The sequence below is a fragment of the Kitasatospora sp. NPDC057595 genome (assembly GCF_042800875.1).
Classification (GTDB): Bacteria; Actinomycetota; Actinomycetes; order Streptomycetales; family Streptomycetaceae; genus Kitasatospora.
On the sequence record NZ_JBHVGL010000005.1, the window covers coordinates 304,544 to 316,963 of the forward strand.

At 75.2% G+C, this 12,420-nt stretch carries 7 protein-coding genes; 5 read left to right on the forward strand and 2 right to left on the reverse strand.

Annotated features, from left to right (window positions below):
• The first annotated feature begins 22 nt into the window (after window positions 1-22).
• The 4 genes from ACFU9E_RS11640 (at window position 23) to ACFU9E_RS11655 (ending at window position 5,708) form a co-directional block, all read left to right on the forward strand.
• Window positions 23-1,741, forward strand: coding sequence for a serine/threonine-protein kinase (locus ACFU9E_RS11640; protein ID WP_380682537.1), 1,719 nt, complete (start codon window positions 23-25; stop codon window positions 1,739-1,741).
• Window positions 1,742-1,951: 210 nt separating this feature from the next.
• A complete protein-coding gene (locus ACFU9E_RS11645) occupies window positions 1,952-3,154 on the forward strand; it encodes an agmatine/peptidylarginine deiminase (RefSeq protein WP_380682538.1) in 1,203 nt (400 codons plus the stop codon).
• Window positions 3,155-3,267: 113 nt separating this feature from the next.
• Entirely contained in the window at window positions 3,268-4,002 is a 735-nt protein-coding gene (gene ureA / locus ACFU9E_RS11650) for an urease subunit gamma (RefSeq protein WP_380682539.1), read from the forward strand.
• A complete protein-coding gene (locus tag ACFU9E_RS11655; protein ID WP_380682540.1) occupies window positions 3,999-5,708 on the forward strand; it encodes an urease subunit alpha in 1,710 nt (569 codons plus the stop codon). Before ureA ends, ACFU9E_RS11655 begins: the two co-directional genes overlap by 4 nt.
• A gap of 68 nt (window positions 5,709-5,776) precedes the next feature.
• Here the strand turns inward: ACFU9E_RS11655 and ACFU9E_RS11660 are convergent, their stop codons facing one another.
• Together ACFU9E_RS11660 and ACFU9E_RS11665 are read right to left on the reverse strand one after the other, a co-directional pair.
• The gene (locus ACFU9E_RS11660; RefSeq protein ID WP_380682541.1) at window positions 5,777-8,590 is read right to left on the reverse strand and encodes an ATP-binding protein; all 2,814 of its coding nucleotides are present in this window, start codon (window positions 8,588-8,590) and stop codon (window positions 5,777-5,779) included.
• A 137-nt stretch (window positions 8,591-8,727) separates the two neighbouring features.
• Window positions 8,728-10,920: a DEAD/DEAH box helicase gene (locus ACFU9E_RS11665; RefSeq protein WP_380682543.1), complete on the reverse strand. Its 2,193-nt coding sequence runs from the start codon at window positions 10,918-10,920 to the stop codon at window positions 8,728-8,730.
• Window positions 10,921-11,173: 253 nt separating this feature from the next.
• Between ACFU9E_RS11665 and ACFU9E_RS11670 the strand changes: the two genes are divergently transcribed.
• The gene (locus ACFU9E_RS11670) at window positions 11,174-12,310 is read left to right on the forward strand and encodes a hypothetical protein (RefSeq protein WP_380682544.1); all 1,137 of its coding nucleotides are present in this window, start codon (window positions 11,174-11,176) and stop codon (window positions 12,308-12,310) included.
• Window positions 12,311-12,420 lie beyond the last annotated feature (110 nt).

Here is a 12,420-nt window from a genome sequence, read left to right on the forward strand (position 1 = left end):
ACCGCCGAGAGAGGCAGCCCGCATGTCCGCCGACCGATCCCCCTTCCCCCTCCAGCCGGTCTTCCAGGGGCTGAGCCAGGACGACCCGCGCGAGGTCGGCGGCCATCTGCTCTACGCCCGGCTCGGCGCGGGCGGCATGGGCCGGGTCTACCTCTCGTACACCCCGGGCGGCCGCCCGGTGGCGCTCAAGGTCGTGCGGCCCGAGCTGGCCGGGGACCCCGAGTTCCGGGCCCGCTTCGCCCAGGAGGTGGCCAGCGCCCGGCGCATCCACGGGCTGTACACCGCACAGGTGGTCGACGCCGGGGTGGACGACGCCACCCCGTGGCTGGCCACCACCTACGTACCGGGCCCGTCCCTCCAGCAGGTGGTGCGGCACTTCGGCCCGCTCCCCGAGCGGACCGTGCTGCTGCTGACGGCCGGCATCGCCGAGGCGCTGCAGGCGATCCACGACACCGGCGTGGTGCACCGCGACCTCAAGCCGGGCAATGTGCTGATCGCCGCCGACGGCCCCCGGGTGATCGACTTCGGCATCGCCCGGGCCGCCGACGCCACCGCCCTCACCGGCACCGGGCTGCGCATCGGATCGCCCGCCTACATGGCGCCCGAACAGGCGATGGGCCTGCCCGCCGGCCCGGCCACCGACGTGTACGCGCTCGGCGCCCTCGCCGTGCACGTCGCGGGCGGCGCCCCGCCGTTCGGGGACGGACCGGACGCGGCGGCGCTCTACCGGGCCGTGCACGAGGAGCCGGACCTCCAGCGGGTGCCGCAGTCGCTGCACCCACTGCTGCTGGGCTGCCTCGCCAAGCGGCCCGAGGACCGGCCCACCACCGCCGAGGTGATCGCCGCCGCCCGCGACCACCCGGCCGTCGGCGGGCGGCTGCGGTTCGGCGAGGACTGGCTGCCACACCCGCTGACCAGCCAGATCACCCGGCACGCCGAGCTGCCGCGGGTACCGGCCGGGGAGGCGGCGGCCACGCCCACCCTCCTCGCGGCCACCACCCTGGCACCCGCGCCCCAGGCGCCGCCGGCGCCCGCCGTGCCCGGGGTGCCCGAGGTGCCCGGGGTGCCCGCCGTGCCGACCGCCGACCGGGGGACGGGCCGTCGCAGACGCGCCCTGGGGCGGACGGCGCTGACCGCCGGCGTCGCCCTGGCCGTCGGCGCCGCGGCGACGCTCTTCCTGATCGACGACCTGGACGCCGTGGAGGCCGCCGAGGCCCCGGTGCCCGGCTCCGCCGCTCCCCGCACCCCGGTGCCCGGCGGATCCTCCGCCCCCGCCCGGCCGACGCCCACCGCCGCGACGCCCGGCGCTTCGGCCCCCACCCCCGCGGCCACCACCCCGCCGGCCGCCGCCACGGGGCCGGCCGCCGACTACGCCGCCCTCTCCCGCGGGGCCGAGCTGACCTCGGCGGACTCCGGCTACGAGTTCGACCTCTCCACCGGCACCGTGGTCCCGGCCGACAGCGCCACCTGGTACGTCGGCCGCGGCGAGGGCGAGTTCCTCGTCCCGGAGAGCGCCGGTGCCTTCATCGGCCGGGACGCCGGCCTGGGCGTCCCCGACTGCCTCCAGGGGCTCGCGACCCGCCCGTCCCGGCAGGTGCCGTTCAGCGCCCTCGGGCCGCGCGGCGCCTTCTGCGTCCGCTCCGCCGACGGACGGGACCTCGCCGTCGTCCGGGTGCTGTCGGCCGCCGGAGCGGACGGGCCGGTCACCGTCTCGCTGGACCGCTACCGCCGCAAGGGCTGAGCGCTCTCCGCCCTACGCGCCCCGATGGCCGGGGTCCGTGGCGCCCGCCGGCCCTGAGCTTGACTGATTTTTCAGTCAGTGCGACAGTTCAGTCCAGGCGATGCCGGGCGAGTCCGCCCGCCGCCCGCCCGGCGCCCGTGCGCACCGCTCCCCCGGAGCCCCTCGCCTTCGCGCCGGACCGATCCACCCCGAGCCCCACCGGAGGCCACCGTGTCCCACTCCCCCCTCGCGCGCCGCACGGTGCTGCGTTCCCTCGCCGGCGCCGGCCTGGTCGCCCTCGGCGCGAGCGCCTGCCTGCCCGGCATCGACGAGCTGACCGATCCGGCCGACCCGGCGGCCCCGTCCGCCTCCGCCACGGCCGCCGATCCCGGCGCCACGGCTGCCCCCGCCCCCGTCCCCGCCCCCGAGCGGGGGCGACGGCTCGGCGGCGAGTGGGAGAAGCACGAGCGGACCTTCATGGCCTGGCCGGCCTCCGAGAACGTCTGGGGCAACGAGCTCGCGGGCGTCCGCAAGGACATCGCCGCGGTCGCCCGCGCCATCGGCGGGCGCGAGCCGGTGGTCCTGCTCGTCCGTCCCGGCCAGGAGGCCTCCGCCCGCAACGCCTGCGGCACGGACGTCGAGCTGCTCAGCGTCCCGGTCGACGACCTGTGGGCCCGCGACACCCTGCCGGTCTTCGTGGAAGAGGGCGGCAAGGTCAAGGGCGTCGACTTCAACTTCAACGGCTGGGGCCGCAAGCAGGAGCACGGCAACGACGCCCGCGTGGCGCGCACCGTCCTGGAAAAGTACGGGACCGAGCGGATCGAGACCGCGCTCACCGCCGAGGGCGGCTCCTTCGAGACCGACGGCCAGGGCACCCTGCTGATCACCGAGAGCTCGATCGTCAACGACAACCGCAACCCGGGCCGCACCCGCGACCAGATCGAGGCGGAGCTCAAGCGGGCGCTGGGCCTCAGCAAGATCGTCTGGCTCGCGGGGGTCAGGGGCAAGGACATCACCGACGCCCACGTCGACTGTCTGGCCCGCTTCGCCGCCCCCGGCGTCGTCCTGCTGGACCGGGCCTTCCCCGGCACCCCGGCGGACGTCTGGTCCCGCTCCGCCGACCAGGCCCGCGCCGTCCTCGCCGAGGCCACCGACGCCACCGGCAAGAAGCTCAAGGTCATCGAGGTCGCGCAGCCCGACCCGGACCGGATCACCGGCCGCGGCGACGCCTTCGTCTCCTCCTACATGAACTTCTACGTCGGCAACAAGGGCGTCTACCTGCCGCTGTTCGGCGACCCCCGGGCCGACGACCACGCCCAAGAGGTCTTCCGGGAGCTGTTCCCCGGGCGCGAGATCGTCCCGCTGCAGATCGACACCCTCGCCTCCGGCGGCGGCGGCATCCACTGCTCCACCCACGACCAGCCCGCCGGCTGACCCGCCGCCCGCTCGGTACCGCACCACCGAGCACCGCACCGCCGAGCAGCGCACCACCGAGCACCGCACCACCGAGCACCGCACCACCCGGCACCGAGGGAGAAGGGACCCCCGTGCAGCTGACCCCCACCGAGCGCGACCGGCTGCTGATCTTCACCGCCGCCGAACTCGCCCGCGCCCGCCGCGCCCGCGGCCTGCGCCTCAACGTCCCCGAGGCGACCGCGGTCATCTCGGACACCGTCTGCGAGGCCGCCCGGGACGGCCTGCGGCTCGCCGAGGCCGTGGCCTGCGGACGCTCCGTCCTCTCCCCCGCCGACGTGCTGCCCGCCGTACCGGACCTGGTCACCGAGATCCACGTCGAGGCGGTGTTCGAGGACGGCACCCGGCTCGCCGTCGTCGCCGACCCGTTCGGCGGCGCGGGCCTCGGCCCGGCAGCACCCGGCGCCGTCCTCCTCGACGACCGCGTCGATCCCGGGCCGAGCGCGACGCTCACCCTGGCGGTCCGCAACACCTCCGGGGTGCCGATCTCGGTCACCTCGCACTTCCACTTCTTCGAGGCCAACCCGCGCCTGGCCTTCGACCGCGCCGCCGCCTACGGCACCCACCTGGCCGTCCCGGCCGGCTCCTCGGTGCGCTTCGACCCGGGCGCCACCGTCGAGGTCGGCCTGGTGCCGATCGGCGGCGAACGCGTCGCGATCGGCTTCGCGGGGCTGGTGGACGGGCCGCTGGACTCGCCGCCGGTCCGGCAGGAGGCACTGCGCCGGGCCGCCGAGCGGGGCTACCTCGGGACGGCCGAGCAGGGCTGCCCCGGCGCGAACGACGACGACCGACAGGAGGACCGGACATGAGCAACGGCATCGAGGCGTCCGAGTACACCGCCGTGCACGGCCCGCGCACCGGCGACCGGGTCCGGCTCGGGGACAGCGGGTTGGTCGTCCGCGTCGAGTCGGACTCCCAGCGGCCGGGCGACGAGTTCCTGGTCGGCTTCGGCAAGACGGCCCGCGACGGCCTGCACCTCAAGGCCGCCGCCGTCCGCGACACCTGCGACCTCGTCATCAGCAACGTGCTCGTCATCGACGCCGTCCAGGGCATCCGCAAGACCTCGATCGGCATCCGGGAGGGCCGGATCGCCTCGATCGGCCGGGCCGGCAACCCCGACACCCTGGACGGCGTGGACGTGGTCGTCGGCACCGGGACGGCGATCGTCTCCGGCGAGGGCCTGATCGCCACCGCCGGCGCCATCGACACCCACGTCCACCTGATGTCCCCCCGGATCATGGAGGCCTCGCTCGCCTCCGGCGTCACCACGATCATCGGCCAGGAGTTCGGACCGGCCTGGGGTGTCGGCGTCAACTCCCCCTGGGCGCTGCGGCACGCCTTCAACAGCTTCGACGCCTGGCCGGTCAACATCGGCTTCCTCGGGCGCGGCTCCTCCTCCCGCCCCGCCCCGCTCGTCGAGGCCCTGGCGGAGGGCGGGGCCTGCGGCTTCAAGGTGCACGAGGACATGGGCGCCCACACCCGCGCCCTGGACACCGCGCTGTCGGTGGCCGAGCAGTACGACGTCCAAGTGGCGCTGCACACCGATGGGTTGAACGAGTGCCTGTCGGTCGAGGACACCCTGCGCGTCCTGGAGGGCCGGACCATCCACGCCTTCCACATCGAGGGCTGCGGCGGCGGCCACGTCCCCAACGTGCTCAAGATGGCGGGCGTGCCGAACGTCATCGGCTCCTCCACCAACCCCACCCTGCCGTTCGGCCGGGACGCCGTCGCCGAGCACTACGGCATGATCGTCTCCGTCCACGGCCTCAAGACCGACCTGCCCGGCGACGCCGCGATGGCCCGCGACCGGATCCGGGCCGGCACGATGGGCGCCGAGGACGTGCTGCACGACCTGGGCGTCATCGGCATCACCTCCTCCGACGCCCAGGGCATGGGCCGGGCCGGCGAGACCGTGCGCCGCACCTTCGCCATGGCCGGCAAGATGAAGGCCGAACGCGGCCCGCTGGAGGGCGACGGCCGGGACGACGACAACCAGCGCGTGCTGCGCTACATCGCCAAGCTCACCGTCAACCCGGCCATCGCCCACGGGCTCTCGCACGAGGTCGGCTCGATCGAGATCGGCAAGCTCGCCGACATCGTGCTGTGGCAGCCCGCCTCCTTCGGCGCCAAGCCGCAGCTGGTCCTCAAGGCCGGCTTCCCCGCCTACGGGGTCACCGGCGACCCCAACGCCGCCACCGAGACCTGCCAGCCCCTGGTCCTGGGCCCGCTGTTCGGGGCCCACGGCGCCACCCCCGCCGATCTCTCGGTCGCCTTCACCAGCCACGCCGCCGCCGAAGCGGGCAGCCAAGCCCGCCCGTACGACACCATGACCACCCGCCGCCGGCGCGTCGCCGTCCGCCACACCCGGGGCATCGGCCCGCGCGATCTGGTCCGCAACGCCCGCCTCGGCGAGGTCCTCGTCGACGCCCGCCACGGCACGGTCAGCCTCGACGGCACCGCACTGCGGTCCGAGCCCGCCGAAGCCGTCCCCCTGAACCGCCTCTACTTCCTCTGACACCTCCGCCGCGCACCCGGGGTGGCCCGGCGCGCGGCTCCGCGCGACTCAACACGGCTCAGTACGGCTCAGCCCGTCGCACCCGCGTGCAGGAGGGCCCCCGCGCGGGCCGCCAGGCCGTCGGCGCCGCAACGGGCCGCCAGCTCCAGCCCCCGGGCGAGCGCCCGACGGGCCGCCGCCGTGGCACCCAGCGCCTCCCCCAGATCGACCAGCGCCAGCGCGTGCTCGTAGCGGGCGGGCGAGCGCTCCAGGTGCCGGACGGCCTGCCCGAGCAGCTCGGCCGCGCGCGGCCGGTCGTGCACCGCCGCACAGAGCCGCAGCGTGCTGCCGACGGCGGAGTCCGTCCCGGTCGCCCGGGCCCGGCGGACCGCCTCCTCGGCGAGCTCGCGGGCCCGGTCCGGCTGCTCGGGGGCGATCGCGCGCGCCAGGTGCCCGAGCCACGGCGCCCACACCGTGTTGCGCCAGCCGCGCGCGTCCAGCGCCGCGCCGGCGGCGGTCAGCGTCTCGGCCGCGCCGGCCGCGTCGCCCCGGGCCAGCAGCAGCCGGCCGTACAGGGTGGGGGCGTCGGGCAGCACCATCACCGTCGGGTAGGGCGGGCCGAAGGAGTGCTCGCGGGCCAGCTCCAGTGCCTCGGTCACCCGGCCGCGCGCGGCCAGGGTCTCGGCCAGCGCCCCGACCGTGTCCCAGTGCAACGGGCCGCCCCGGCCCATCCGTTCGGCGAGCCGCAGGGCCCGGCGCAGGTAGTCCTCCGCCTCCGCCAGCGCGCCGCAGCGGAACCGGAGCATGCCGGTCAGCAGGTAGGCGAAGCCCAGGTGGCCGCCGCTCCAGCCGGCCACCTCGTACGCGCGGACCGCCTCGGTGAACAGTTCCTCCGCCCGGTCGACCCGGTCGGCGTAGAGGTAGCTGATGCCGAGGATCCCGGGCAGCTCGAAGCCCCAGACGGTGTTGGTCCAGCCGAGGCTGTGGGGAAGGCGCCCGCCCGGCAGCGCGGACTCGGCCAGGGCGATCGCCTGCTCGTGGTCCACGCCGCGCAGCGTGAGGTCCCAGCAGCGCAGCACCGCCACCGCGTGGGCCAGGCCGTTGTGTTCGAACAGGTTCCGCTCCGGGGGCCGCCCGCCGTCCGCACCGGCACCACGACCGGCGGCATGGGCGGTGGCGGCGGCGTCCCGGCCGTCCGCCCCGACGTCGCTGAACGCCATCCCGACCGTCTCCAGCATCCGGTCGAACTCCGCGAGCCGGCGGGAGCGTCCCGGACCGTCCTCGTCCTCGGACTGGAACGCGGCGAACATGAAGTGGGCGACCTCCAGGCGCAGCCGGCCCGGGCCGGGAAGCGTGCGCTCGGCGGCCTCGGCGCACACCGCGGCGGCGTCGCCCAGCCGGTTGCTGTGGGCGAGGGCCTGGGCGAGCCGGAAGATCGCGTCGATCCGCAGATCGGGGCCCAGCCCGTACGGGTCCGCGAGTGCCAGCCGCAGCTGGTTGACCGTGGTCACCGGGTCGGTGAGCAGCGCCGAGCAGCCGAGTTCGTAGAGCACCTCGGCCCGGTCCCGGTCGGCGGGCGGTTCGCTGATCGCGCGGCGCAGGCAGCGCTGGGCCGCCTCCGGCGCACCGATGGCCAGGTGCTCGCGGGCCGCCTGGCGCAGCTTGCGGACGATGTCCCCGTCCCCTTCGGGCAGGGTCTCCAGCAGGTGCCGGGACGCCGTCAGCAGGCCGAGACCGGCGTTCTCGGTCTCGACGGCGGCGACCCCGTGCATCCCGGTGCGGGTGGCGGGCGGCATCGACTGGTACACCGAGGCGGCGATCAGCGGGTGGACGAACTCCAGCCGGCCACCCGGCGCGCCGATCAGCACCCCGTGCCGGCGCAGCTCCCGGACCGACTCGGCGGCGGTCTCCGGGCCCTGGGCGCAGATGACGGCGGCGAGCTCCGGGCGGATGTCGGTGCCCAGCATGGACGCCGCCCAGGCGAACCGCATCGCCGTCGGGCCGATCTTCTCCAGCCAGTGGCGGAGCGTCATTCCACGGGTCCCCGCCGCGAGTTCGCGCAGCAGGACGGTGCTCTCCTCGACGGGGTCGAGCCGCTGGTCGGCCACCTCGCGCAGCAGGGCGGTGGTCTCGTACGGATTGCCGGCGGTGACCGCCCAGACGTGACGGCAGAAGGCGTCCTCCGCCTGCGCGCCGAGGGCGGCGCGGACCAGCCGCGCGACCGACGCCGGCTGGAGCGGCCGCAGTTCGTGCCGCCGGTCGGCCCGGGCGAGGAGACCGCGCTGGAGCGTCAGGGCGTCGTCGGGGAACTCGTCGCGGCAAGCGAGCACCAGCAGGGCCGGCAGCTCCCGCGCGCCGACCGCGAAGCTCGCCAGCCAGCCGAGCGACTCCGGGTCGGCCCAGTGCAGGTCGTCGACGATCACGGCCACCGGCGGGCGCCGCTGCACGAGCCGGGTGAGCACGAAGTCCAGCCCGTCCCGCACCCCCTGCGGATCGAGCTGCCCGCCGGGCGGCAGCAGCCCCACCGCCGGTCCGACGATGTCCTCCCAGGGCCCGAACACCTGCGCCCGCTCCCGCTCGGACAGCGCCGCCAGCACCGGCTGCAGCAGCTGGCGCACCACCCGGAACGGCTCGTGGCGCTGCCGCTCCCCGCCCCGGGCGAACAGCACCTCACAGCCCGCGCGCCGCGCCTCGCGTCGCACCTCGGTCAGCACCGCGGTCTTGCCCAGCCCGGCCGCGCCGGTGAAGACCAGCAGTTCCCCGAGCGCCGTACCGGCGACCGGCCGGGTCAGCGCCGTGACCGCCTGCCGGGCCGACCGGATCTCGGCCTCGCGCTCGTGCAGCGGACCGTCGCCCCGGTCACCCCCGGCCGCGGACTCCCCTTCGGCCACCGTCGCCCCCAATTCACGCCTCCACGGCCGTCGTCACCAACGCCGAGGCTACTGCCGAACGGCCGGATCCGGTGCGGGCTTGACAATCCGCCCGCTCGGGTGAACGAGGACCGGCCGCTCGCCGCCGCCGTACGGGGCGCCTGCGGGCATCAGCCTCCGGCGGCGCCCCCGGTCGCGTCTCGCGCCGCGGCGGCCAGGCGCAACTGCTCCTCCTCCACGATCCGCACCGCCAGGGACTGCTCCGAGACGTCCACGGCCTCCGGCGTCGTCTCCGCCACCTCGCTGCGCCGCGCGTACTCGTCGAAGATCCGGCTCTTCGCCCGCAGGATCTCCAGCATCCGCTGGTCGACGCTGTCGGCGGCGAGCAACCGGTGCACCTGGACCCGCCGGAGCTGCCCCATGCGGTGGGCCCGGCCCACGGCCTGACTCTCCATGGTCGGCTTCACCTGCGGCTCGCACAGGATCACCACCGAGGCCGCCTGGATGTTCAGCCCCACGCCGCCCGCCTGGATCTGGGCGAGCAGCACCGCGTGACCCGGCACCGCGGCGAACTGGTCCACCACGTCCTGGCGCCGCTCCGCGGCAACGCCGCCGTCGATCGGACCGAACACCCGCCCGCCCAGCGCGTCCCCGACGGTGGCCAGCACCTCGCGGAAGAACGAGAAGACGACGACCTTCCGCCCGTTGGCGGCGGCCTCCTCGACGATCTCCCGCAGCCTCTGCAGCTTCGCCGACCCGGCGGGATCCGCGTACGCGGCACGGCGCATGGCCATGAAGTTGCCCTCGGCGACGGCTGCCCGGTACGCCGCGAAGTCGGTCGGCGAGAGGTCCTCCCACTCGTCGACGTGCACGACCTCGGGGAGCTCGGCGAGCACGTCCTGCTGGTTGCGGCGCAGGTACGCCGGCGCGACCGCCTTGCGGAACGCCTTCGGCCCCGCGGCGGCCGACCCGCTGTGGATCGTCGGCAGCAGCTCGGGCCGCAGGTAGTGCACCAGACTGCGGAACTCCTCGACCCGGTTCTCCATCGGGGTGCCGGTGAGGAAGAGCACCCGCTCGACCCGGTCGGTCCACCGGGCCACCGCCTGCGAGCGCTGCGCCGCGTGGTTCTTGACGTAGTGGGCCTCGTCCACCACGACCATGGCCACGGCCCGGTCCGGAGCCACCTCCAGCCGGCGCAGGCCGTCGAAGGTCACCACCGCGACGCCGCCCGCGTCGAGCCACTCGGCCAGGGCCGCCTCCCGCTCCTGCCCGTGCACCCGGTAGGCCCGCAGGGTGCTCCGCGACTCGATCTCCCGGGTCCAGTTGATGAGGACGCTCGCCGGACAGACGACCAGGAAGTGGGTGCTCCCCCGCGTCCGCAGGTGCGCCATCGCGGCGATCGCCTGGACGGTCTTCCCGAGGCCCATCTCGTCACCGAGGATCACCCGCTTCTGCCGGAGCGCGAAGCGGGCGCCGAACGCCTGGTAGCCGCGCAGCGAGACCGTGCACCGGCTGACGTCCAGGGGCTCGGCCCGGACCTGGTCGGACAGCTCCTCCGGCAGGAACCCCTCGGCTGCGTCGACCTCGGACGGGCCCGGCTCGCCGATCGCGGCGAGCACGGCGTAGAACTCGGCCGAGCGGTGCTCGAAGTCCGTCCACGCCTCGACCGCGGAGGCCGGCGGACGCAGCAGGTCCGCGGACGCCTGGGCGAACAGCAGCGGAACGGCCTGCTCCTCGAACTCGGCGAGCAGCTCGTCCAGCCGGTCGACCGCGAGCAACGCCTCCTGCCTGCGCCGCCGCCCGGCGAACAGGCCGCGGACGAACCCCCGGGCCGGTCGCGCCGTCTCGACGAGCGCGGCGACCTCGTCGACGACCCGCCGTGCGACCCCGTCGGCGCGGGTCGCCTCGGGCCCGGCGACGACCAACCGGTGCAGTGCGACGACCAGCTCCGTGCTCAGCGCGTCCTGGTCGTCCACGTCCAGCCGCACCGCCACGGTCCGCTCGGCCGCGGCGGCTATCTGCCCGGCGGCGGCGAGGGTCTGCGCGGCCGTCTGCGCGCCGATGCCCGGGAGCAGTTGCAGCGAGTACACCGTGGCGTCCCGCACCTGCCCCACGGTCGTGATGCCGGCGGCCTCCAGCGCACCGACCCGCAGCCGGCCGTCCGTCACGTCCTTCAGCCGGGCCACCGGGATGGCGTCCAGCTCACCGCGCACCAGCCGCCCCCGCAGAGCGGCCGCCGCCCGCCCCACCTCGTCCACGGCCCCCCGGTGGTCGCCGACCACCACCCGCGCGGACGCGAGGAGCCGCTCGGCCTCCGCGACCACGACCCGGGGCTTCCGGTCTCCCCGCTGCCCACGCTCCACTCCCGGTTCCCTCCCACGGCTCCACCACCCGGCACCTCTGCGGGATCCCCCATGATCCCACCCGCGCCCGCGGCGCCTGCCCACCGCTTCTCTCCCCCACCGCCGATGGCCGCCGCCCGGTGTGACCGGCATTTGGCCGATGCCGTCGCGCGTCGACGCCGACCGCTGTCTAGCGTGGCGATCCGGGGGGTACACGAAGCACTTCCGCGGGTCGGCGCGATCGGTCCGGCCCGCCTTCCAGAAGGCAGTACGCATGAAGCTTCGGGCATGTTCGAGCACGCTGGCCGCCGCCGCGCTGACCCTCGCGCTGACCGCCGTCGCGTCCCCGGCGGGAGCGGCAGGATCGGCAGGAGCGGCAAAAGCGCCGCCGTTCCTGGACCGGCTGAACACCGTGTCCACCGTCGCGTCCACCGTCCCCGAGAACGGCGACGTGAACCCGTACGGCACGTTCACCATCCAGGAGAGCATCGGTGACCTGCACCGGGGCAACGTCCTGATCAGCAACTTCAACAACTCGGCCAACCTGCAGGGCCTCGGCACCACCCTGGTGCAGATCACCCCGGGCGGCACCCGTACCACGTTCGCCACCATCGACCCGGCCCACCTCCCCGGTCCCTGCCCCGGCGGGGTCGGGCTCACCACGGCGCTGACGGTCCTGCCCGGCGGCTGGGTCGTGGTCGGCAGCCTCCCCACCGCCGACGGAACGTCGGCCACCGCCCAGGCCGGCTGTCTGCTGGTGCTCGACAAGCACGGCACGGTCCGCGAGACCATCGCCGGGGACGGCATCAACGGACCGTGGGACCTGACCGCCGTCAGCTCCGGCGAGCAGAGCGACCTGTTCGTGACCAACGTCCTCAACGGCACGGTCGCCGGCGGTGGCGCGCAGGTCGACCAGGGCACCGTCCTGCGGATCACCCTGTGCATCGAGAAGGACGACCTGCCACAGCGGGTCGCCACCACCGAGATCGGCTCGGGCTTCCCCGAACGGACCGACCCGGCGGCCCTGGTGGTCGGCCCGACCGGCGTCGGCCTCGGCCACGACGGAACGCTGTTCGTCGCCGACACGGTGCTGAGCCGGATCACCGCGATCCCGAACGCGCTCACCCGCCAGGACAGCGCGGGAATCGGCCGGGTCATCACGTCGGGCGGCGCCCTCAACGGCCTGCTGGGGCTGGCCCTCACGCCCCGCGGCGACATCCTGACCGTCAACGGCGGGGACGGCAACATCGTCGAGACCACCCCGGCCGGCCGTCAGGTGGCGGTCAAGCAGATCAACAACGAGGGCACCCCGCCCGGCGCGGGCGCGCTCTTCGGCCTCGCACTGGACCTCGACCAGGACGCCGTCTACTTCGTCAACAACGCCGACAACGCCCTCGACGTCCTGCACTGAGCGGCAGAATTCCTGGGTAAACGCAAAGAACCCCCGCCGGTAATCCGGCGGGGGTTCTTCTCAAAATTTGTTCGGCGGCGTCCTACTCTCCCACAGGGTCCCCCCTGCAG

Excerpts from the sequence above, each read along its gene's own strand:
- ACFU9E_RS11640 (WP_380682537.1), top strand. The coding sequence starts at position 23 with ATGTCCGCCGACCGATCCCCCTTCCCCCTCCAGCCGGTCTTCCAGGGG.
- ACFU9E_RS11655 (WP_380682540.1), top strand. The coding sequence starts at position 3,999 with ATGAGCAACGGCATCGAGGCGTCCGAGTACACCGCCGTGCACGGCCCG.
- ACFU9E_RS11670 (WP_380682544.1), top strand. The coding sequence starts at position 11,174 with ATGAAGCTTCGGGCATGTTCGAGCACGCTGGCCGCCGCCGCGCTGACC.